Raw genomic sequence first — 24,206 nt, forward strand, 5'->3', positions numbered from 1 at the left:
TAGACCAATGCTCCTGCATCGCTGCGCTAGCTTCGTCGCAAAGACTAGACCAATGCTCCTGCATCGCTGCGCTAGCTTCTAAACATGAAAGTGCGTTGCATCGCTGCGCTAGCTTAGTCGCAAAGATTAGACCAATGCTCCTGTTTCTGCATCGCTGCGCTAACATCGTCGCAAAGGCTAGTGCCAAACTATTTTTGGCCCTATCCTTCCTGCGGAAAAATGGATTGCCAAGACCCCACAGCGAGGAGGCTTGGTAGTTTGTTCGCGGAAAGGGAGCAGATTCCCTCTTTTTATAGAACAGAGTCAGAATAATAAATAAGAAAAAGGTTGTTCCAGGAAGGCTTACCTTCCGAGAACAACCTTTTTCATTTATCATCTTGTAAAATTTGATATTCGAAGTAGGGTTCTTCTTGATTAGTGTCATCAAACCACTTCATTTCGATAAACTGAAATCCTGCTTTTTCGAGAATTTTAGTGGAACTGACATTGTGAGGGTCGGCAGAGGCAAAAATCGTTTCCACTCCATCGGTTTGCTTCGCAATTTCGGTGCATGCTACTGCTGCTTCTGTCGCATACCCCTTCCCCCAGCTGTCTTTAGAAAGATGATAAATCAATTCAACTTTTTCCAAGCCGCTCGCTACATTGAAACCAGCTGCTCCAATCACTTCACTGGTCTCTTTCTCGACCACCGCATAAACAGAGAGCCCCTTTTTTTCATGACATGCTTGATAGGACATTAGAACTTTTCCTAACATTTCATGTGGTGTTGGCCCCCCACAATGCACCATCACTTCGGCATTCCCCCAAAAATTCTTTGCCGCCTCTTCATCTTCAACCGAAAAAACCTTTAATGCCAATCGATCACTTTCATTGACGATCATTTTGTATTCCCCACTTTACCTTTAACGTTTCTTTTTCCCTTTCAGCAGTTGAGCAACATTCGTATCATTAGCTCGTGTAACGTTTTCAACTGTCGATTTTTTCAAATGAGAAGTCACTCCAGAAATCGTACGCCAACCAAATCTTCTTAATGTGATATCAATGAAAAATAATAACATTGCGATTAGGACTAACCACTTTTGAATACTTTTACTTTCTGAGCTTTCAAATTGTATATCCCGCATCGCTTGTTCAGGACTGGTAATCACTTTTCCGCCTGTACGCTTGGCGATTTCCTCCATCAGCCCTTTATTAGGCGGCTGAATTTTGTATTCTTCACTGTAAGGAATTGAAATACCCGCCTGATACATGCTGTTTTGTTCATTTGAAATTCTAAGGAAAATCAGCCCTGGATCCGCATCGAATGAAACACGGCTTTTGCCAGGTGAAATCGGTTCAGACAGACTTTCGATTTCTTCACCCGCTTCGTTCACCGCTACAATATCCAGAAAGGACGATTGACCGGATGGATCCGTAACCGAATAAGATCCATCTTGGGATTTTCGGATATCGAATGGAACTTCACTATAAGATGGTAGCAATCTTGATACCGCAGTGTTCCAGAAATTTCCCCACTCGCTGAAGCGTGCAAAGTCCCCACTCCAAGCACCGGTTGAATCGGATGTGTACGCAATTGTTCTACCTAATCCATACATCCATTCCGCAATAACAGGATCTTCTTTCGTACTTTCAGCGACAACGGTCGCAGTTTGTTTCGCAGTCGTTGCAATATATGCATTTAGTTGTGGAACTCCATCCGAAAATAAACTAGTCCAGGCCGCATCGCCTCGGATAATCGGATAAAAGGGATTGTCTTCAATATATGTCCTTGAAATCATCACGGTTTCCCGTGATAAAATGGCCGGGATCGTACTTTCATCACTGACATCATAGAAACGGCCTGTACCGAATTGTGCCAATTCTTCTAGCAACGCTCGGTCTGCATCTTGCCCTATGGCTACTGTTGATAAAGTAATGTTTTTATCCCCAAGACCTTCTGTAATCAGTTCTTCATAGTCATTTTGAGTAGCAGATTGTCCATCCGTCAACAAAATGATATGTTTGCGCTGCAATTTCAAATCGGATAGTCGTTCGTAAGCCAGTTCGAGGCCAGGGTAAATCTCGGTACCCCCGCCTACAGAAACGGACAAGATTTTTTCAAGAGCTTCTTTTTTATCAGTCAGGGTTTTCGCTTCAATGATTTCCCACGGTCGATCATCAAAAGCAATAAAGCCTAGTGTGTCGTCATCCCGCAATAATTCAACTGAACGTGCTGCTGCTTCTTTTGCCAGTTCGAATTTATTGCCAGCCATACTACCCGAGCGGTCCATGACAATAATCAGTCCTAGGGAAGGCAATTGTTGCTTACCTTTCACTTCCATTTCAACGGGAAGCAATTTTTCTATCGGTGTCTTAAAATAGCCTCCCAGTCCAAAACTATTATCTCCTCCGACCATCATAAAGCCGACACCGAAATTTTTTACCGCTTGTTCAATTACGGTCATTTTGGCTTCGCCTACTTGATAACCTGGAACATTGTCAAAAATAATAGCATCATACGCTAAATAATTCGACAAGTCGAATGGCAAGTCTGAAGCTTGAATTGCATCAACTTTTACCACTTGATCATCGATATAGGATGGTATGGGGGAAGTCAATTTATCACTACTCACTACCAGTAAATGCGGTGCGCTTTCAACCATCGTTACACTTGTTAACTGATTATTCTCAAGTAAAGCATCACCTGTGACATTTAATTGAACCTGATATTTCAACAATCCTTCTCCAACTGATGCATGGCGGAGTGTGAAAGTATTAGAACCAGGCTCGATTTGGACAGATTGTTTTGATAGAAACTGGTCATTTTGAGAAAGAATCAGTTCACCTTTTACGGCTTTCGTTGATTCCACTTGAACAAGCAGTTGTTGCTGTTCTCCTTCAAACGCTACAGGAGGCGTTTCAAAACTAGTGATGGCAACATCTTCCGATTCAGGACGATTTAATATATACGTATCTATTTCCACATTACCGCCTGTCATCCTCGATAGTTGATCGGATACAGATCCTTCATTTTCCAGTCCATCGGATAACAAAACGATGCGCGTCGCTTTTTGTTGATCCGCAAGATTGGTTGCAAGTTGTATACTTTCAGAAATATTGGTTTTACTATCATTTTCAGAACCGATAAATTCTGGTACATCTTCTGTTAATAGAGATAAAGGTACCTGGGTTTGAAATTTACCGTCAAACGAATAGAGGCCGACCGCTTGATGATCTTTCTTTTCAGCAAGAGCTTTAACGAGAAACTCTGTGTACTGCTTATCAGTCCCTTTGGTCGAGGCCGACCGGTCTACCACAAACAGTAGTTGCTCTTCTTTAATCGGTAATAGTAAAGAAGGCATTGCCAATGCAAAAATCAGTAAACTTACTGCTACTACTCGGATGACAAAAATAAACTTATGCTCCCGAGTCATTCGGTTTTTAGTTTTCCACCATGCAAACGCAAAATAGACAGCTGGCAATAGGAATAACAAAAGCCAGGCAGGCGATTCAATTCGTAATCCCACGACGTCGTTGCACCTCCCATTCAATCATTAGCAATAATACAATGAGAAGTAGGAACCACGGAACTAATGAAGTCTTGACGGTCTCCTGTATGTCTTCTTGCGAAGCCGAGCCGATTGCAAAAGAAGTTCCTTTTTCAAGGTGTTTCTCTTGTTGTTCCAGTGCGACGGCAAAGTGCTTTTCAATATTTCCTGATGTCAAAACATAAAGTCCTGGTCGACTTGGCGCAGAAAATTGCCCGCCATTTTGTATTGTTTTGATATACTCATTGGAATTTGAAAAAACTTCCCATTCATTCTTCTCTTCATCCGCCACCAACGATAGTGATTTTCGTTCATTTGGTGAAAAAGTTCCGATTTCATTATCGTTCGTTACCATTTGTTCCCGTGCACTCCATAAGAACAATGGGAATGATGGATGTAGTGGCCAATCGGTCATCTGTATGTCTGCTAATATGATTAAATCTCCCCTGTCCGATCGTTGGATGAACGGCTGCTCTTCTACTTGGGCGATTGTCTCATATTCAGGAAACGGAGGGTACAAGCTGCTGACGAATATATCCGACATATCCGCATAGGCAAACACATCATCTCGCTCCGTCGCAATCGTGCCATTTACTTCTTTGGCATTTTCATCATTCCGTCCTATTAACAGGACAGGTGATTCAGAAATAGAGAGTTGGGACGTTTGATTGGTCACCACAACTGCTTCCCCAGGCAAGTCACTTAATTGTTCAGTGGGAACAGAACTTACGGGAATATCCATGGCTTGAAAGGCTGCTGAAACGAGTTCATGGAGATTCCCATCCACGTAAGTTTGAGCCGATTGTTTCTGCAATAAAACGGATGACTCGTTATCAGTTGTGTAATCATCATCTACTAGCAGATTTGCTGTAAACCCTTCTGCATCAGGTAATTCTTTGAATGAAAGAGACAGTGTGTCTTTTGCCGGAATTACAACTGCCCTTTTGAGTAAAACCTCTCCATTTTCCAGTGAGCTAATTTCCAATGTTCCCTTTTTATCATCTGCAGTCTCATTTTCTAGCTGAATTAATGCTGCAACACCTTTATCGGAAGCGGTTGCACCAAAACGTAAGATGGAGACATTCTCCAAATTCTCTGGTGCTCCTTTTACAAACCACGTAAGGTTTTCGTTCTCCAAGGGGAGTTCGTTTCTTTCAACGTGATCCGTGAACAAGTATATTGCTGTTTCTTTTCCATTCAGAAGTGATTTTGTGAAATCCAGCATTTTAGGTAAGTTCTCTTGTTCATATTGCACTTCCAATTTATCAATCGTCGATTTGATCACATTTACATTCGTTTCGTCACGTAATAAAATAGTCGGCTCTTCACCCGTCGTGATCAACGTTAAAGGTTTACCGGCCAATTGTTCAGACAGCGCATTCATTTCTTTTTTATGTTGTTCAAAGACGGTCTCCCCATTTGCTGTTGCAAGCATGGTGGCGGAAGTATCCACCACCCAAATAATGTGTTCCCCCGCAATCGCCTGTGATTTGAGATATGGCTGAAGTAATGCGAACATAAGTAATAACAGGGCGAGCATTTGCAAGTAAAATAAGGCATTACGTTGCAAATATTGAAGATAGGGAGAAACTTTTGTTTCTTTCATGACGGTTTCCCAGAACATTGTAGAAGAAATCTTTTTTTCTATATATTTTTTTCGGAAGAAATAATAGAGAAGTACAGTGATCGGGATGATCGCCGTCCATAAAAATACTAGTTGTCCAAAGCCCATAGACGGCTCACCTCAATTTATCCAGTTTGACCGAATCATTTGATGGAAAAGAATATGACTGATATCGTCCTTTGTCTCCACTTTTAAAGTGTGAATACCAAATCGGCGACACAGAATATCAAGTTCCTGAAAATGCTGATGTCTTTTCTTTTCATAATCTTCCACTATTCTCGTAGAAACGGACACATTCAATCGTTCCTCTGTTTCGCGATCGACCAATTGTAAGTCCCCTGAGAATTGTGGAGCCACTTCATCACTAGATTGTACGAGAATCAACCGTATATCCTGAGAAAATCTTGGCATCGAACGTAAGCATCTTTCCCAGTCAGCAATTGGTTCGAGTCCATCCGTGATGATAAATAATACCGTGCAATCTTTAGCACTGTATTGCGCGGCCTGATTAGTGAAAGAGGTGTTCATTGCAGGTTCGGAAAGATTGGTTATGTATGATGTAAAAGCCTTTCTGTACACGGCACCCTTTCGTCTGAAAGGGGCTAGCTTCTCTTCAGTAGGCGTCGCAAACGATAACCGATCGTCTCTCCCCAATACAAGTTGTCCAAGTGAAATGGTCAGTTGTTTAGCCAGAAGCCACTTTTTTTCTTCTTGCATCGACTTTGTACTATCCAACAAAATATGCACACGCATTTCTTGCTCATCCAAAAACCGTTTGATGAAATATTTGTCTGTCCTTGCAAAGACATTCCAATCAATTTGCCTTACATCGTCACCCGGGTGATATTCCCTGAAGTCTGAAAAGTCGAGTGAAGAACCAAAACGCATCGAGCGATGAGACCCTTTATGCTGACCACGCAATTTAGACTTCGTTGAAATTTGTAAGCGTCCAATTTTAGAGGACCAGTCCTCTGGTAAAATGGAATCTTTTTTCATGAAGTTTGTCCTTGTTTGATGGATTGAAGTAAATCACTGAGAATGGAATCGGCTGATTTCCCTTCCGCTTCTCCTTCGTAATTTAAAAGCATGCGATGTCGAAGGGCGGGTATGGCAACTGATTTAATATCAGCAATCGACACGTGGTAGCGTCCAGCAACGAGCGCCCGGGCTTTAGCCAATCGAATCAAACTTTGAAGGCCACGTGGTCCACTTCCATATTGAACATATTGTTTAACCTCATCTGTTGCCTCTTCATTTGGGTGTGTTGCAGAAGTCAAATCAATTGCGTATGCAAGCATATCGTCAGCGATCAACACTTCTCTGACCATATGTTGAGCAATCATTAATTCTTCGGCATTCATCACTTTTTGAAGTTGTATATTCTTCGCACCCGTTGTTCTTATAACAATCTCTTTTAATTCTTCTTTTGAAGGATACGGAATTACTATTTTGCATAAAAATCGGTCCATTTGAGCTTCTGGCAGTGGATAGGTCCCTTCCATTTCAATTGGATTTTGTGTGGCCAGGACAAAAAACGGTTTAGCCATTTGTTTCGTATCGCCAAGTACTGTGACTGTTTTTTCACCCATCGCTTCAAGCAAAGCACTCTGTGTTTTCGGTGTAGCGCGGTTTATTTCATCTGCTAAAACGAGTTGGCTAAAAATAGGTCCTTGTTTAAATGAAAATGTTTGCTTGCCATCTTCCGATCGTTCGATTATGCTCGTTCCGGTAATATCTGAAGGCATCAAATCAGGAGTAAACTGGATTCTTGAGAATGATAAATCCAATACTTCAGAAATGGTTCTTATCAACATCGTTTTTCCGAGACCTGGCAAACCCTCCAGGAGGGCATGCCCATCTGCCAAGACCGAGTAAAGAGTAAAATCGACAGCCTCTTGCTGGCCAACGATATATTGACCGATTTCCTGTTTTACTTCGTTTAAACGCTGACTCATTTCTTCATAGTTTGTAGGTGTAAATGACATGGGAAACCTCCATTATTCGCTTGTTTCTAGTGATGAAAAGTAATCCTGTACAATTCGTTGTAAATCTGGTGGTAATTGAAGCCTTTCGGAACTCTTTAAGTACGAATTTCTGTATGAACCAACTACCGCATCATAAGGTTTGACTGTTCCTTTCTTTACTGGAACAGCACTATCTTGTTCTTCCGCTGAAGAACCTTCTCCAATTTTCCCACTATCGACAGTTGACTGGCTCGAACCACCTATTCTTGACGGAACCGACAATAAATTTCGACTACCCGATCCGGATCCGCCTTTCAAACCACCTTGACCCGAACCTTGCCCAGTCCCTTGACCTTGTCCTTGACCCTGTCCTTGCCCCTGACCTTGCCCTTGCCCTTGTCCTTGTCCTTGTCCTTGGCCTTGTCCTTGTCCTTGTCCTTGTCCCTGACCTTGTCCCTGACCTTGTCCCTGACCTTGTCCTTGTCCTTGTCCTTGACCTTGACCTTGATTTGAACTTTGACCAGGTGAGCCTTGAGTACCCGATGATGTTTGACCCTGTCCAGTTCCTTGGGTACCTGTCTGGCCGTTACTTGAATTGGAATTTGATGGATTTGTTTGCCCTGAAGCAGTTTGAACAGGAGTTCCACTCGGTTTCCCTAATTTACTTAAAGCTGTTTGTGTCTTACCTGCCTGTTCAGCAAGATTTTTTGTGGCTTTTTTCAGTGCATCCAATTCCTCTTTTTCGGCAGACGTCAGTCCATCTTTCGGATCCTCACTTAATTTGGCAGCCTGTTGTTTGTCAGTAAGTTGTTGCTCACGTAACTGAAGTTCTTTTTGCTTTTTAATTAACTCACGCAACGCTTCTTCCGATGTTTCTGTTTTCTTTAAATCATTTTCTAATTTCTGAAGTTCTTTTTTAAGAGATTCAGGTGTTTTTTTCTTTATTGTTTTAGCTACTTCTTTCTTGATTTGTTTCACTAACTCTTTTTCAAGCTCTACGTCTTTAGCTTGAAGCTGTGTTGCAGATGGAAAGGCAATGAGGAAGAGCAATACCATTGACGCAATCCCAATGCCAATCAATGGCTTCATACGCCATAAATCCTTTTTTCTCAGCTTGAATAAATCAAAAGCTGTTTTTGTCATATTTGCTGTTTTTTCACGAAGAGATTGCAGTAACCCGGATTCATTCTCGTTGGAATGTAATGCGGTAATCAGTAAATTCTCCGGAAAATATTGATCAAACTGAAGGAGTGAGGACGAATAAGTTGGCTTTCTATAAACGCCCCAAGCCAACGCAAGTGCAAAGCAAATACCTCCAGCCGCCATAGCCCACGATACGTAATAAGGAAATACAAATAACCGAGAAGCTAGAAACACAACCGCGACAACAAAGAGACCAAAACATAATGCAGTTTGTGTAACTCGAAATAAATGTTCGCTTATCAATCGTCTATGAACTTTTTTTACAAAGGCTAATAGTTGATCCCGGCTATTCATGGTGTGCATCTCCTCATTTTTGTTTCTTCATATTGACACGTAATTTCTTGATTGAGACGGTAATCGCAAGTGCAGCTAACAAGACATAAAAAATGGTGTATCCTGCCCAAACCGGGAAATCAACTTTCGTCGCTTCATTGACAAAGTCTTCCGTCATGGGATTTAACAAAGAGAAAATTAATATTCCTGGATTGATGCTCGCCCAGAAGTGAGCAAAAGGTGATGGACTTGGGGTAGCTCCCGAACCCAACATGTTTACTTGTATAGTAATCATGAAGAAAAAGGCTGTAACTCCTGCCAGGAAAATCATCGTCCCATATGTTGCAATCATGGAGACAATTGTCTTTTTGGTGATGGTTGAAAACATAACACCAATGCTCCCTACAGTTATCATGGTTAAAAAGAAGAAAAGGAAAATCAAACCTAATTGCCCCGGTGATATGCCACCGAATAAGAACACCAAACTATAAATTGGCAGTCCTGCAATAAGCATCAACACCAAAAATGCGATGGATGAAGATAATTTACCTAGAATGATCTGCAGGGAACTTTGTGATGTGGTTAACAAAATATTAAGCGTTTGTTTTTCACGTTCCGTACTAATGGTTCCTGCCGTTAAGCCCGGTGTAATAAACAAGATCAACCCTAACTGGATGAATGTCAGTAAGCCAAACAGGAAGAAACTCTCTTCTGGTCTGAAAAAGCCGGTACCAGTAAAAGCTGTCGTCAAAAAGATGAAACCAAATACAAAAATACTCATGGCAATCAAATAAAACAAAATACCAGTGAAACTTTTCAGCGATCGGAAGCGGAGCTTCACTTCTTTAACGAGAACCGGATTATTCACATTGAGTCTCATACTGTCTCCACTCCTTTCGTTATTTCCATAAAGACATCCTCTAAATCTGTTTCTTGCTCAGCAAATGACAAAATAGACAAATTCTCTTCTATTGCATGCTTCAGTAAGCGCATCTGATCATCTTCTGACCCTCGATATTTAAACGTAATTGTGTGTTCCTCAGGCAGTTGTTCAATTCCTGTAACAAATGGATCTTCTTCAAAGAACTTTGTTGCACGATCAGGTAACCCTTTAAGTTTTACCGTAATGAGACGTTCTCCTTTTAATTGAGCCTGAATATCGGAGACGGAGCCATGAGCAATCAGTTTGCCTCCATCAATCACACCGATTTCATCACACATTTCAGCAAGCTCAGGCAAGATATGTGAAGAAATAAGGATAGTCTTCCCCATTCCTTTCAGTTGCCTTAAGATATCGCGCATTTCAACACGCGCCCTTGGATCCAATCCAGAGGCAGGTTCATCCAAAATCAATACTTTCGGATCATGAATTAATGCCCGTGCCAGACATAAACGTTGCTTCATTCCCCGTGAAAGCAAATCAACGTATTCATATCGTTTATGTGACAAATTCACAAGTTCCAATAACTGAGGAATAAGCTGCGCTCTCTCAGTTTCAGGAATTCCGTAACTTGCTCCATAAAAATCAAGATACTCGTCTGCTTTTAATTGGTCATATACACCGAAAAAGTCTGGCATATAACCAATCTGCTTTCGAACTTCATGCGGTTCAGTTTTCACACTCTTCCCATTAATAAATGCATCCCCGGCAGTCGGTTGCAGAAGTGTAGCTAATATAGAAAATGTGGTGGATTTCCCTGCCCCATTGGCTCCAACAAATCCAAATACAGTACCTTCACTTAAAGTTAAATTTAAGTCGTTCAATGCATAAAATGAGCCGTATTTTTTGGTAAGCCCTTTAATTTCAATCATTTTTGGACCTCCCCTTTTAAGCGTAATTCTGGCAAACGAGTATAATCGTCACCGTTTGAAGCTTGTTTATTCACTTTGAACTTAATTTTCCCATCAGCTGAAATATATTGGTCTATATTTTCTTTGATAGAAAATCGTCCGCTTGTAACTTCTTCAAATGCCTTTGTAGCTACATTATAAATTTCCACTGAAATCGAAGAAGTGTCAGTATTTGCCAATTGAAGTTCTTTCCATTTTACGTCTTTCACCGGAACGTTACTTGGAATCGTCCATTCATATGAATACGAACCATTTGACATAAACCATTCGAACTTACTTTCACTCATTTGATTATAATAACCGGACGTTTCTTCTGTGTTCACAGCAATATCGAAAGCTGAAGACGGTAAAGTAAATTCACCAGAAAAGATGGTTTTTGGTGAGAATGTCTGGTAAATCATATTGATTGCTGACATTTCTGCACGCGCATCCTTCAAGGATACAGGTACAATTGCATCTTCTGTATGTGCAACTATTGCAGGTTGTGTTTTTTGTTCACCTGTCATTTGCGACATGCGAATCAAACTATTTTTACGTTCTTTAGGTAGGTCAGCCGCTTTCATTGCTGAACCAAATCCCATGTATTGTTGTGAACCGTTGCTCATAGCAATTGGTACCAATAATGCCGATCCTACTGGTTCATTCACCTCAATGGACTCATTTGATTCTAAATCTCCGAGGTTAATCATTTTTGTTCCTGACCAAATGGCAACATCCTTCAGAGCAAATGGGAATTCATTTTTCACAGTTCCCCGAACATTTCCACCCTCAACCGTCAAATCAATAGCAAATTGACCCACTTCTTGTATATTGGATTCTCCAAGGACGGATGAAACGGACCAATACCCAACATCTCGTACGGTCAATTGATCCTTATCTGCCTGTTCATTTAAAATCGACATTGCTTGCACATTGCCGGAGTTATCTGCGAATGGATTCATTCGTTTTGAAGCAACCATGGTCGTTCCGTTTTCAGCCTCAAAAGTGAAGTTTCCACTGCGATTGGAAAGCAGGGACTCGACGTAATATCCAGAGAGACTGCCATCGGCTTGAACTTCATAAAAACTTGATTGTTGAATTTGAGGACGCACAAGGCGATCTTTAGCACCGTAAGCAAAAATGGCTAAAGAAGCCAAAATGGAGATTGCCGGGATAATCCACCATGCGTGTTCCCGCTTATCTTTTCTTTTTAATAGGAAATACAATAATGGTCCCACCAGAATAATGTAAATGATGACAATGGTAATCATTAAGGGCGTAGATACTTGGAATGAAGGAAACAGTTCGTTCATCTGTCCCACTTCGTTTGTCATTTGTTCTTTTATATTTTGACCACCATAATTTTGATAAATTTGATTAACATTGGCTTTTTTGATTAGCTCTGTCAATAGGAATGAGTAATTGGCTTGTTTGGAAAGAGGTTCATCACCAAGTGAAAAAGCCGTCTGAATGATTGCACCTTTTCCGATGGAATTTATAGCAGCGATTGGTTCGTTATCAGACTTCATAACGACACGAGATCCCTCATTTGCTTTTGCTCCAAAAATTGCTATGTCTTCTGTAAACTCCTTATTATTGGCGAATACAGTTAATTTTTCTGCTTTTAGTGTTTTTCGTTCATCGGTCAAAGTTAGTGGCAGCTTTTCAGATAATAAACCAAGTTCAGCACTTGTATTATCTGATGCCCCAACAAGAACAACCCCTCCAGTTTGAACCCAGTCAAGAATCGCTTGTTGCTGTTCCTGTTCCAAATCTCCCAATACGTACTCATCAATCACTAAATAATTGGCAAGGTCATACGCAGCATTGTCCGTCGGGAATTGGAAATCTTTCATCTGTCCTAAGTGGATAATTTGTGAGCCTCCCATACCCACCATTTTTACAGTGGATAAGGCACGCAAACGGTCTGCGCTCTCAGTTAACGTAAGGAAGAAAGTTGTGTCTTGACCAAAAGAATTGGGACGGATACTTTTATTCCCTTTATATGGAATTTCCTTTCCATTCTCCCAGTCACCATCGTAAAAATAAAACATTTGATAGTCAGAGTTATAGGCCATATCTTCTGATAATCCTGGTAAAGCCAGATTTAGTGTCTTGGTTTCACCTTTACCAATCGTAAATGGAATAGCTTTGGCTGAACCTATTCCGTAGGATTCGGAATAATCAATCACCAAATCACCTGAAAATTCATCTCCTGAATTAACTACGGTGACAGTCAGAGGCAATCCTTCTCCATATTTGATTTTATTTTGAAAGCCTGCAGTAGCTTTTACTTCCAGTTGCGGTGCTGCGTATGCTTCTGTAATCGGCATAAGACTAAGCAAAAATAATATGCTTAATGCAAAACACCACCGAATAGTTTGCTTCATTTTCTTTCCCCCTTATCTCTATATTGATTAGTACGAATTGTCTATCTATAAGTTCCTTAAAAAACTAGAAAAATACATTTTTATCAACAAATGACCATAAAATGGTTATCCTCATGATTTGAGACTTAAAAAAATCATGATAACTAATCGTTATCATGATTCGAAAGCGAACGTATATAAGATTCTGTAAATGGAACGAGATAATCCACTACTTTTTCATCAGGATTCAACTTGGCATTGTGCAGACCATACGATGAATCAACGCCAGCCCAAAATAGGAAGCCAGGAATTTCTTGAAGGAAATAGCCGAAGTCTTCACCAGTCATGGCTGGGTCACAATGGATTGCATTTGTTGTATCATCATTATTGGCAAATGATAAAAAGTTTTGGGTAATTTCTTCTGAATTAAATACTTGATAGTAAGATGAGCCATAATCAATATGCACTTTACAATCAAAAGCAATTTCAGTCGATTTACAAAGTGCTTCAATTCGTTCTTTAACTGTTTGCATCGTTACTGCATCCATCGTACGGATTGTACCTTCTAAACGTGCATGACCCGAAATGATGTTTTGAACAGTACCGGATGTCATTTTCCCAATTGTCACCACTGCAGATTCCAACGGATTGATTGCTCGACTGACAATCGTCTGCAGTTGGAGCAATAGACTGGCTGCGGCAATCGTCATGTCTTTCGTACGATGTGGATACGCCGCATGTCCTTCGACACCATGTAAATCAATGAATAACTCTGATGTATTCGCAAACAGTAGACCTGGACGAGTCGCAATCGTACCGACAGGATACTCCGGGGCAATATGAAAAGCTAAGATCACATCAGGTAGAAATTCTGGATGTTTCTCTTTTAACCATTCCCGCATTGGCAGTGCTCCACCAGGACCTTCTTCTGCTGGCTGGAATAGGAATACCATATCATCATTTATAGGCGTTTGATTAAGCTGTCTTAACAGCCCAAGCGCGACCGTCATATGGATATCATGACCACATGCATGCATATAACCCGTATGAGTTGATTGATAGGAAAACCCCGTTTGTTCATTGATTGGGAGTCCATCTATATCAGTTCTCCAACCTATTGTCTTTTTGGGATCAATCCCTTTAACATGGACAACAATCCCTGTTTTCCACTTCACGACAGTTAACCGTTCTTGATTCAGCAATTGAATTTCCTCTAATAAATAGGCTTGTGTTTTAAATTCTTGAAAACCGATTTCAGGAATTTGATGTAAATCACGTCGTATTTGTTGAAGAGTTTTCATCATCGCTTCCTACAATTGGCGAAGTTCGTGCATGATTTCTGTTTTTGATTTTGTTTTATCATCGATTTCTTTGATTACTTTCGCTGGCGTTCCCGCAACTACTGTATATGGAGGAACATCTTTTGTAACAATGGCTCCTGCTGCAACAACTGCACCTTTTCCAATTTTCACGCCTTCTAGTACAACTGCGTTTGCTCCAACAAGTACATCGTCTTCCACAATTACTGGCATTGCTGAAGGTGGCTCAATGACGCCTGCCAGCACAGCTCCTGCCCCAATGTGACAGTTTTTGCCGACAGTTGCACGCCCCCCAAGAATGGCACCCATATCAATCATAGAGCCATCACCAATTACCGCTCCAATATTAATAACTGCCCCCATCATAATGATACAGTTATTGCCGATATCCACTTGATCGCGAATAAACGCGCCAGGTTCAATACGGGAATTGATCCCCTTTAGATCCACTAATGGAATTGCTGAATTACGTCGATCATTTTCAACGACCACATCTGAAATTTGTTCTTTATGCATAGCCAAGGCAGCTTCAATTTCAGACCATTCTCCGAAAAGTACAAGTGAATTGCCTTCGCCAAATATTTTTGTGTTTTCTCCGAAAGAAAGATTCTGTAAGTTCTCACCATTTACATAAGCCTTTACCGGCGTTGATTTTTTAGCGTGTTGAATATAAGAAATAATTTCATATGCATCCATCTGCTTCATTCTTGTTGAACTCCTTTCAATCTTAAATATGGACTAATTGTACAGGAAATCTGAAAATATTACATCTATTTAATTTGAATAATCATGCAATCTTTTTGCATGTTCTTCCACAACACTCACAAATGCTTCTACTTGTCTCAATTCAAAAGCTGATTCATAACCAATTAACCAAGTATCACGAGTCAATTCAAATTCTTCTGCTTGATTCGTTAAGGCAATTTTATTTACTTTTTCCAATCCACTTAACGTAATTGATGGCAGGATAGCATAGCCAATTCCATTCAATGCCATTTGTTTACATGTTTCTATCTGATCCACCGTAATCTGGCGCCTAGGACTCGAAGAGAAATGGCGTTGCCACCACGCCTGAATTTCTTGATAGTAATTGGAATCACTTTTGAACTGAATAAAAGGTCGGTCTGTTGACAAAACATCTTCTACTTCCTTTAGCTCTTGATCAACCAGAAACAAAGTGTCTCGGAAAAGATGAATTTTCGTACCTTTCCATTCCGTATGTCCTCTGACGATGCCGATGTGAGCCTCTCCATCGTATAGAGATTTTACGATTTCTGAACTCCATCCTGTGATAAGGGATATTTTTGCTTCAGGATATTTCGTGACAAAATCTTTCAAGACTATCGGCAACCAGTTCTGTCCGACAATTGAAGCACAAGCAATTTTTAAAGTGCCGTGTACTTTTGATGTCATCGACTGTATGAGTTCAAATATTTCTTCTTGTTTGGCAATCGTATCAATAGCAAATTGGATGACAATCTCGCCAGCTGGTGTCGCAGTCAAGCCTTTTTGGGAACGAAGAAAAAGTTGAGCCCCCCACTCTTTTTCAATGGATTGAAGGCGTTGGGATAATGCTGGTTGAGATAGGAAAAGTCGTTCCGCAGCTTTTCTCATATTGCGTTCTTCGGCCAGAATTTTGATGATTTGTGATTCATTTGTCGTCACGCGCTTCTCTCCTTTATTCAAAACTGCTTTCATCCAATAGATATATTAACGTAAAAATTTTGTACAAACGAAAAAAGAAGACCTCCCATGGAGATCTTCTCTTATTTTTGCATATTACTGATTATTTTGATAGATATGTTTTTTCAATTGCTTCAATACAACTCGTCGAGTTAAAATACCTAAAAAAGTTTCTTCATCATCCACTACACATAAGAAAGGATGATTAATCAAAAGATCAAGTCCTTTTTTGAATTTTTCATTAATATGAATGGTTGGAACAGGTGATTGCATTACTTCATCCACTTTTATATCCGGTAGACGTTCGTACTCGATGTGATCAAGTCCTAAAATGGAATCTGTAATCATTTGTGTACTGACTAATCCTTTTAAACGGTACTTGAAATCTAAAACCGGTACGGATGAATAACCTGTTTTTGTTAATACTAATAGGGCATGTTCTGCACTATTTCCAACTTGCACATGTGCTACTTTTTCTGATGAGATGATGAATTCTTCGATTTGCATATCCAAAAAATCTCTGCTTGTAACCGAAATCATACACTTCTACTCCTTTATCTGCTCTACTTGCGAACAGCATACTACTCTTTTATCATATCATATTCTGGGAATGAACATAGATGTAAACGTTTTATCCATAATAAAACTTCTTCCCTGATTAAGCGGAAGAAGCCATTACGTAATACATGATAATAACGAAGACAAAAGCGCCTGCAGCTACAAATACCCAGAAAATTGGATTAAACGAAATGGGATTATCTTTTACTGATTGTGCAATTGGCGTATCATTCACTTGCTGCCGTCTACTTTCAAGCGTCATAACGCGCCACGTCCCGTACAAACCAATCAAACTTATGATGACGATAACGAATAGCAAAGGCCAAGTCCATATATCCATACTCATCCTACCCTTTCATTGAAGTAAAGTTAGTATGGGTCAAATCATGGATTTTAAGCTTAAAATGGAAACTTATTTAACCATTGACCGCCATCAAGCGTAATGATTTCTCCATTCATATATGAAGCTTTATCGGAAAGCATAAATGATGCAAGATCTGCAATTTCTTCTGGACGTCCGAGTCGACCAAGTGGAACAGATTTGAGCGTACGTGCTGCAGCTTCTTCGGATTCCCAAAGTTTTTCAGCACCACCAGTACGTTCTATTGGACCAGGTGCGATACCATTTACCCGAATTCCATATTGTGTACCCCATTCGACAGCTAATGTACGTGTCAATGACATGACTCCCGCTTTAGCTGCTGCAGAATGAGCAACACCAGCACCGGCATTCCACGCATATGTTGCCAGCATATTTAGAATGGCTCCTTTTTGCTCTTTCTCAATCCAATAGTTACCAACTGCTTGCGAACAATAAAATGTTCCGTTCAAGACTATATCGATTACGGATTTCCAGCCGTTCGGTGAAAGCTTTTCCGCATGAACGATAAAATTGCCCGCAGCATTATTAACCAGTCCATCTATTTTCCCAAATCTCTCGTCAGTGTACTGAACCATTGCCTTCACATGTTCTGGTTCGCGCACGTCCATTTGAAAAATACCTACTCTCTTGGAATCATGTGAAATAGCTTTTTGAGCTGCTTCCAGACGCTCCATATCGCGTCCAGTAATGACAACGTTTGCACCTTCTTCTACGAAACGTTTAGCCATATAGAAACCCATACCACTAGAACCACCCGTAATAATTATGGTTTGATCTTTCAACAACATACTAGACACCCCTTTTATTCTGAATATTCTTTCTTAATCCCAATTATGCCATTACTATCGTAGAAAAGTATATATGTTTTATTATATATTCTTCATTCTTTATCGTCCGGGACCCGATAAGCTAACTTTAAGAGCTCTTCCTGACTGTTCCAGACAGGTTCATCATTTTTCGGCAATCGGTGATGATACTCACCATATTGATCTTGCTCACGGGCCTTCGCTGTATCATCCATTTGAAATAAAATAAGGTTCATAATCCGTTTTCTTATTGTCTCTTCATAAACAGGAAAAAGAATCTCGACCCGTTTGATCATGTTTCTGGTCATCATATCCGCAGAAGATAGATAAACATGATTTTCACCATTATGATGAAACCAATAAATTCTCGAATGCTCCAGAAATCTTCCCACAATACTAATGACTCGGATATTTTCACTGATTCCCTTAATCTGCGGACGTAAACAACAGATACCACGTACGATTAAATCAATTTTCACCCCTGAAATAGAAGCATCATACATTTTCATAATCAGTTCTTTGTCAGTCAATGAATTCATTTTTGCACGGATATAACCATTCCCGTTTTTTTTATGGAATTCAATTTCCTGTTCAATCAGCTTGATAAACTCATCGCGAATATCATATGGAGCCACAATCAAATGATGAAATTTCGGTTTTTCTGTGTAGCCACTTAAAAAATTAAAGAAATTAGTCGCATCAATACCAAATTTCTTTTCCGTTGTAATAATTCCCATATCCGTATAAATTTTTGCCGTTTGATCATTGTAGTTTCCGGTACCTAAATGGACAAATCTTTCAATCCGTCCGTTTCGGCTACGTACAATCAATGTAATTTTGGAATGGGTCTTTAAATTATGCATTCCATAAATGACGAGGCAACCTGCCTGCTCCAGCTCTTTGGCCCAATGTACATTGTTTTCCTCATCAAATCTGGCTTTTAATTCAACTAATACCGTTACTTGTTTGCCATTTTCTGCTGCACGTTTCAGGGCATTTATCATAGGGGAATTACCACTGACCCTATATAACGTCTGTTTAATCGCAAGGACATTGGGATCTTCCGCTGCCTCAGAAACAAAATCTAAAATGGGGGCAAATGATTCATAAGGATGATGGAAAAATAAGTCCTGGTGTAATGCTTTTTCAAATAGGTCTTCCTCAGATTCCAGATCGTATGGCGGTTGAGGAATAAAGTTTTCAAATTCCAGATGTTCACGACCCTCTCTAATTTCTTTAATGAACGAAAAAAGAAAGGTTAAATCGATTGGGCAATCAATGTCATAAACATCGTCTTTATCAATCTCTAGTTCATCTAATAAATACGCTAAAATATCAGTGTTGATTTCATTTGACCGAACTTCCAGACGGCTTGCGGCTCCCCATTTCCTTTTCTTTAATTCTTTTTCTATTTCCACTAATAGATCTCGCGCGCCTTCTTCATGAATTGTTAAATCTGCATTTCGGGTCATACGAAATGTATTGACTGCTTTCAATTTATATCCATAAAACAATGTATCGATTTGATTGATAATCAAATCTTCCAAGTAAATGTATGAATCACTTTTATCCTTTGAAGGGATTTTTATCATCCTGGCTAGAACAGATGGAACCTGCACGATTGCCACTTTTTTATGAATTTCTTCTTCCCCTTTTTGTTCCAGCATGACAATAATATTCATGGTTTTACTCAACAAGGTTGGAAATGGACGATATGCATCTACTGCAATAGGCGTGAGTACCGGGAAAACATGCTCTTCAAAAAAATGTTGAACGAAGATTTTTTGAGTTATAGATAACTCTGCAATCGATAAAACTTCCACATTTTCTTTTTTCAAATGAATATTGATTAATTGCTGATAAAGTTCAGACTGTTTTTTTACAAGTGAATGCGTTTTCTTGGTAATTTCCTTTAGTTGCTCTTTAGGAGTCAAACCTGCTTTGTTTTCAGGTTTTTGAAACCCCGCCCTCACTTGATCTTGAAGACCTGCGATACGTACCATAAAAAATTCGTCCAAATTCGAACTGAAAATCGCTAAAAACTTCAATCGTTCTGCTAAAGGATTATGTTCATCCGCCGCTTCTTGTAAAACCCGATCATTGAAAGCAAGCCAGCTTAGTTCACGATTGTTATAGTAATCCGGTTGATCAATGTCTACCTTTGGATGTTGTTCAGCCATGAATATGACCATCCTTTTCTACAAATTCCAGATCGACGTTGCATTTACATAATCGTTCAAGATGCTTCTTCTGTTTCCTTGCCTGATATTCTTCCGCCATTGCATTCCCATTGACATGAATTCTCATAATCAGTCCTTTGCTGGAAGACTCCATCAAAACTTTGTCTACCACCGAACGTTTTGAACCATTCAAACCATAAGCAAATTTTAATATTGCCCCCAAATCCCTTAAGTGTTTTAGTTCATCTTTTGTCAGCCATTTTTCAAATGGAACCGCATAACGCTTGAGCGTTTCTTTATTTTTATAGGATGCTACTAAGGCCAATTTAATTCGATCTAAGTGATCCAAACCATCAATCGAACGATTCGATAATATATAGAAGGTATGTTGACTTGCTGCATCTGCGTCAATGTATTCACCTAAATAAAATAACGCAGCCGCTCTTCTCAATAACTTTAAACTTTCCTGCGATCGTTCAATCATTTGGTGACTCACGCAAGCTTCATAAATTTGTTCTGCCAAAAATTGAAGGTGCTCTGCCTCATGTCGATTCATTTCGAATTCTGCTGCTAGTGCCTCGCTGCTATGGGTAAAAACATCGTACTTGTTCAGAGCATCCGGATGTATTTGCAGCACCCGATTTAACATAATCCCTTCCCTCAGACCTTTGCGACTGAACACAAACTCCTCGGAATGGACAACTTTCATTAACGCTCTGAACACTTCAAGTGCCGGTAATATAATATCTGCCCTGTCACTCGACAACCCATCTATTTTGTTTAGTTCATTAAACGATAAGTCACCTAATGTATCACTTAAAGTGTATAAATCATGCACTTTCATTTGATATTGATGAACATTGGAAATCGGATATTCCTTCCGTTGTTGATCGATTTGTGCGATATTTCGTGCACTTCCCCCGATTGCGATAACTGGTAAACTCAGCCCATTTAGCCAAGAAAGAGATCGGAATTGGGCTTCTGCAAACAAAGCTAGCTGTTCTCTTTCGACGGGCGTCAACTTCTCATCTTTCATGAATTGTTGCTGCAAGGAAACAACCCCAAAAGGAAAACTATGTGTCTTTTGCAATTTTTTATCTACAAAGTACGTAATCTCGGTGCTTCCACCTCCGATATCAATCGTTACGGCAGACTCAGTCGATACAGAATGAACAACAGCTAAAAAACCAAAATATGCCTCATCTTCTTCACTTAAGACATCGAGATCAAATCCGGTTTCTTTCTTCATGCGTTCAACAATCTGTTGTTGATTGGTGGCTTGCCGAATAGCCGCAGTAGCTGTCGCAAGAACATCTTCGACATCATAGTCTTTAAGCATTTGTTTAAAAGATCTTAATACTTCCTGAAGAAGCAAAATCCCATCTTCAGACATTGACCCATCTGGTAGAATATAAGTGCGTAAGCGTGCAACTGTTTTTATATTTTCAAATTCCCGAAGTCCTCTGACATCATCATAGGAATATATCACTAAACGAATTGTATTTGACCCGATATCTAAAATGGCTGTTTTCTTTTTTTCCATAATTTTATCACCTTTCCCATAATTTTTTGTTTTCAACTATACAGATTGGGAATGAATTGGTATGATAGTAGTTAATTGAATGCTCTGAATTTTTCTTGATTCTGGCTAATATTCTCAATTTTTCAAGATGTGAAGGGTGGGGTTTCATGAAACAAGATAGGACAGATGGACAACTGGCTTCTGCTATTTATTCAGTTAATCGTCATGCAAAAACTGCTACTGATAATAAATTTCTATATGAATTAAAAAGATTGACCATTGAAAAGATGATTGAAACCGGACGTGCTAAAAAATTGGGATTACACTTTGTGAAAAACCCTCGTTTTAGTCAACAACAATCTTCTGTCTTAGTTCAATGTGCTGATTACTACTTTCATTTATTACCCAAAAAAGAGGATTTTCAAAGTCTTCCACATTTGGGACATCTTGATGAGAACTATCGTAATCCACAAAGACGAATGAGTTTGAATCTTGCCAAACAGCTGTTAAGTGATTACACAGGCTTGCATCAAACGATAATAAAGAAAAAACCCACACATGCCTCCACCCCACTGTCTCGAAAACAACCAGTTAAGAAACGTTCTTATACTTTTGGCAGCACTTATTTAGATTAAATTATTTTTTAAAAGCCGGAACCATTTTCATGGTTACCGGCTTTTTTTGTTCAGCAGTGTTTTAATCCACTGGAATGGTTGAATCATGCTTTAAGCGTAAATGAATGATTAAACCAATAATCGTCATCACAATTAAAGTAGACAAGGCAATGCGACTTGCAATTGTTCCATAATCCTGTAATTGATACGTAATGGTCCCATAAAGTGCAGGGCCAATAATAGAAGACACTTTCCCAGAAAAAGCAAACAATCCAAAGAATTGGCCACGCTTATCTTCTGGAGTCAGTTCAATTATGAGTGTACGCGACGTTACCCACATGGAACCAAGTGAAACTCCGAACATACTTCCTGCAATCCAGAACATCCATTGCTCGACTGCAAAAACAGCAACAATTAGGGATACAATCATTAATACAGCAACAATTGTCACCCCATTTTTTGCTCCTATCCTCTTTGTAATGTATCCAAATACAAAAGACCCAATAACAGTGGAAATAGTTGAAATAAGATATAAAATGATGAATTGTCCAGAAGAAAAACCGACTATGACAGTTGCATAAATGGCCATCATGGCAATAGTGGTTGAGATGGCATCATTTATAAAGAAATACGCAATCATAAAAGTGAAAACTGATTTATGGGATTTCATATCTTTGAACGTATTTATTATTACTTTATAGCCATCAAAAAATGAACCTTTGACTCTTTGATTTTTAGGAATCGGTATATCCTTGTTTATGAAAAATAATGGCAGACTGAATAGTAAATATAAAATAGCGGTTGGAATGAATGCTTTATGAAACTCACCATCACTGACAAGAAGATACACAAGTAATCCGACAATCGTTCCAATATAACCGACAGCCACTCCAAATCCAGAAATTAATGGCATTTCTTCTTTAGTCCCCAAATCACTCATCATCGAATCATAAAAGACAAGACTGGAGTTGAAAAAGAATTTAGCTATAACGAAACTTATGACCACCAATGCATAGGACATTGGCACGCCCCACATTAATGAATTCGATTCTAGCCCCCCGAATACCCCCATCATGAAAGTTGCTAGGATGGAAATAGAAGCGAACCAGACGATGAATCGTTTTTTGTATCCAGTTCGGTCAATCCATACGCCAAACAAAGGTGTAAACATGACCAAGAAAAAACTGGCGACAGCATTTGCATATGATACAAACGTACTGGCAACTTGCTGTCTAGCTACACTTGTGCCAATTACATCATCTGTGTAAAAAGGAAAGAATACCGTGTTGATATTAGACGAGAATATCGTATTGGCAAAATCATAAAAAGCCCAGGACAAAATCGGTAACGTTAAATAAAGAGCTATCGGACTCCTTGGAGTCGTTTGTTGTTGGCTCACTCTCAGCACCCCGTTATAATCTATTCTATTTTTTGTAAGCCTTTATTAAACTCTGTGTTCCTTCATTTTCAAATCCTTGATCAGCTAAAGATTGATACATGGCATACGCCATTTCTAAACCAGGTAACTTCAGGTTCATTTTTTTCGATTCATCGAGTGCAATGCCCATATCTTTGATAAAGTGTTTCATATAAAACCCGGCTTCAAAATCATCTTTCAGCATGCGCGGTGCAAGATTAGTCAAAGACCATGAACCTGCTGCTCCTTTTGTAATAGACTGCAAGACCATTTCTGGATCTAGCTTCGCTTCCTTGGCATAAGTGATTGCTTCACATGCTGCAATCATGGAAGAGGCAATGGCAATTTGATTAGCCATTTTTGTATGCTGACCAGCGCCCGCTTTCCCTTGATAAATGATATGTTCACCAAATAACTCAAATATCGGAAACAGCTTATCGAAAACTTCTTTTTCGCCTCCTACCATAATTGATAACTTGCCTGATTTTGCACCAACATCCCCACCTGAGACCGGGGCATCAAGTGAACTCATGCCCAGTGACTGGGACTTGTTATAAAGGTCAATCGCAAGTGTCGGTGTTGATGTTGTCAAATCGACTACAACCAATCCGTCTTTTCCGTTTTCAAAGATTCCAGTTGCGCTATTATAAACTTCTGCTACGTCTGATGGATAACCGACCATAGTGAAAATAATATCCACTTTGGATGCAACTTCACCTGGAGACTGTGCCCAATTTGCACCCAAATCAAGTAAATCTTCCGCTTTTTCTTTCGTACGTGTATAAATAGTGACTTGATGGCCACCTGTCAGTAGATGTTTAACAATACTTTTACCCATTACTCCTGTGCCTACAAAACCGATATGTGCTTTTTCAATCATTATATGTAACCTCCAAGTTGGAAAATTTCTGTAATTGACTATAAGTTTATCAAAG

The 24,206-nt window shown here is 39.6% G+C and carries 20 protein-coding genes; 1 reads left to right on the plus strand and 19 read right to left on the minus strand.

Going from position 1 to position 24,206, the window contains the following annotated elements; all coding sequences use genetic code 11:
• Window positions 1–365 precede the first annotated feature (365 nt).
• The 17 genes from HMPREF1210_RS06585 to HMPREF1210_RS06665 form a co-directional block, all read right to left on the minus strand.
• A complete protein-coding gene (locus HMPREF1210_RS06585; protein WP_016427850.1) occupies window positions 366–881 on the minus strand; it encodes a GNAT family N-acetyltransferase in 516 nt (171 codons plus the stop codon).
• A gap of 21 nt (window positions 882–902) precedes the next feature.
• A complete protein-coding gene (locus HMPREF1210_RS06590) occupies window positions 903–3,506 on the minus strand; it encodes a VWA domain-containing protein (protein ID WP_016427851.1) in 2,604 nt (867 codons plus the stop codon).
• The gene (locus HMPREF1210_RS06595; protein ID WP_016427852.1) at window positions 3,490–5,259 is read right to left on the minus strand and encodes a BatA and WFA domain-containing protein; all 1,770 of its coding nucleotides are present in this window, start codon (window positions 5,257–5,259) and stop codon (window positions 3,490–3,492) included. The genes HMPREF1210_RS06590 and HMPREF1210_RS06595 overlap by 17 nt, the downstream gene beginning before the upstream one ends.
• A gap of 12 nt (window positions 5,260–5,271) precedes the next feature.
• The gene (locus HMPREF1210_RS06600; protein WP_016427853.1) at window positions 5,272–6,147 is read right to left on the minus strand and encodes a DUF58 domain-containing protein; all 876 of its coding nucleotides are present in this window, start codon (window positions 6,145–6,147) and stop codon (window positions 5,272–5,274) included.
• Window positions 6,144–7,136 (minus strand): MoxR family ATPase, encoded by a 993-nt coding sequence (locus HMPREF1210_RS06605; RefSeq protein WP_016427854.1) that lies wholly within the window; start codon window positions 7,134–7,136, stop codon window positions 6,144–6,146. Before HMPREF1210_RS06605 ends, HMPREF1210_RS06600 begins: the two co-directional genes overlap by 4 nt.
• A gap of 12 nt (window positions 7,137–7,148) precedes the next feature.
• Window positions 7,149–8,612, minus strand: a complete 1,464-nt coding sequence (locus tag HMPREF1210_RS06610) for a hypothetical protein (protein WP_016427855.1) — start codon at window positions 8,610–8,612, stop codon at window positions 7,149–7,151.
• Window positions 8,613–8,625: 13 nt separating this feature from the next.
• A complete protein-coding gene (locus HMPREF1210_RS06615; protein ID WP_016427856.1) occupies window positions 8,626–9,471 on the minus strand; it encodes an ABC transporter permease in 846 nt (281 codons plus the stop codon).
• A complete protein-coding gene (locus tag HMPREF1210_RS06620) occupies window positions 9,468–10,403 on the minus strand; it encodes an ABC transporter ATP-binding protein (protein WP_016427857.1) in 936 nt (311 codons plus the stop codon). Before HMPREF1210_RS06620 ends, HMPREF1210_RS06615 begins: the two co-directional genes overlap by 4 nt.
• The gene (locus HMPREF1210_RS06625; RefSeq protein WP_016427858.1) at window positions 10,400–12,811 is read right to left on the minus strand and encodes a hypothetical protein; all 2,412 of its coding nucleotides are present in this window, start codon (window positions 12,809–12,811) and stop codon (window positions 10,400–10,402) included. Before HMPREF1210_RS06625 ends, HMPREF1210_RS06620 begins: the two co-directional genes overlap by 4 nt.
• A 143-nt stretch (window positions 12,812–12,954) precedes the next feature.
• Entirely contained in the window at window positions 12,955–14,091 is a 1,137-nt protein-coding gene (locus HMPREF1210_RS06630) for an N-acetyldiaminopimelate deacetylase (RefSeq protein ID WP_016427859.1), read from the minus strand.
• 9 nt (window positions 14,092–14,100) lie between these two features.
• Window positions 14,101–14,814, minus strand: coding sequence for a 2,3,4,5-tetrahydropyridine-2,6-dicarboxylate N-acetyltransferase (dapD, locus tag HMPREF1210_RS06635; RefSeq protein WP_016427860.1), 714 nt, complete (start codon window positions 14,812–14,814; stop codon window positions 14,101–14,103).
• Between the two features lie 69 nt (window positions 14,815–14,883).
• On the minus strand, window positions 14,884–15,807 hold the full coding sequence (locus tag HMPREF1210_RS06640; protein WP_051123193.1) for a LysR family transcriptional regulator: 924 nt from the start codon (window positions 15,805–15,807) through the stop codon (window positions 14,884–14,886).
• 81 nt (window positions 15,808–15,888) lie between these two features.
• Window positions 15,889–16,332, minus strand: a complete 444-nt coding sequence (gene cbpB, locus HMPREF1210_RS06645) for a cyclic-di-AMP-binding protein CbpB (RefSeq protein ID WP_016427862.1) — start codon at window positions 16,330–16,332, stop codon at window positions 15,889–15,891.
• A 118-nt stretch (window positions 16,333–16,450) separates the two neighbouring features.
• Window positions 16,451–16,690 carry a hypothetical protein gene (locus HMPREF1210_RS06650; protein ID WP_016427863.1) on the minus strand — a complete coding sequence of 80 codons (240 nt, stop codon included), beginning with the start codon at window positions 16,688–16,690 and terminating at the stop codon, window positions 16,451–16,453.
• Between the two features lie 59 nt (window positions 16,691–16,749).
• Window positions 16,750–17,520, minus strand: coding sequence for a 2,4-dienoyl-CoA reductase (fadH, locus tag HMPREF1210_RS06655; protein ID WP_016427864.1), 771 nt, complete (start codon window positions 17,518–17,520; stop codon window positions 16,750–16,752).
• A 92-nt stretch (window positions 17,521–17,612) separates the two neighbouring features.
• The gene (locus HMPREF1210_RS06660; protein WP_016427865.1) at window positions 17,613–19,718 is read right to left on the minus strand and encodes an RNA degradosome polyphosphate kinase; all 2,106 of its coding nucleotides are present in this window, start codon (window positions 19,716–19,718) and stop codon (window positions 17,613–17,615) included.
• Entirely contained in the window at window positions 19,711–21,261 is a 1,551-nt protein-coding gene (locus HMPREF1210_RS06665; RefSeq protein ID WP_016427866.1) for a Ppx/GppA family phosphatase, read from the minus strand. Before HMPREF1210_RS06665 ends, HMPREF1210_RS06660 begins: the two co-directional genes overlap by 8 nt.
• 146 nt (window positions 21,262–21,407) lie before the next feature.
• Here HMPREF1210_RS06665 and HMPREF1210_RS06670 point away from each other — a divergent pair, with 146 nt between their 5' ends.
• A complete protein-coding gene (locus tag HMPREF1210_RS06670) occupies window positions 21,408–21,875 on the plus strand; it encodes a YkyB family protein (RefSeq protein WP_016427867.1) in 468 nt (155 codons plus the stop codon).
• 61 nt (window positions 21,876–21,936) lie between these two features.
• Here HMPREF1210_RS06670 and HMPREF1210_RS06675 read toward each other — a convergent pair whose 3' ends face one another.
• Together HMPREF1210_RS06675 and HMPREF1210_RS06680 are read right to left on the minus strand one after the other, a co-directional pair.
• On the minus strand, window positions 21,937–23,253 hold the full coding sequence (locus tag HMPREF1210_RS06675) for an MFS transporter (protein ID WP_147640290.1): 1,317 nt from the start codon (window positions 23,251–23,253) through the stop codon (window positions 21,937–21,939).
• 25 nt (window positions 23,254–23,278) lie between these two features.
• Window positions 23,279–24,151, minus strand: coding sequence for an NAD(P)-dependent oxidoreductase (locus HMPREF1210_RS06680; RefSeq protein ID WP_016427869.1), 873 nt, complete (start codon window positions 24,149–24,151; stop codon window positions 23,279–23,281).
• Window positions 24,152–24,206: the final 55 nt, after the last annotated feature.

This window comes from Paenisporosarcina sp. HGH0030, from assembly GCF_000411295.1.
Classification (GTDB): Bacteria; Bacillota; Bacilli; order Bacillales_A; family Planococcaceae; genus Paenisporosarcina.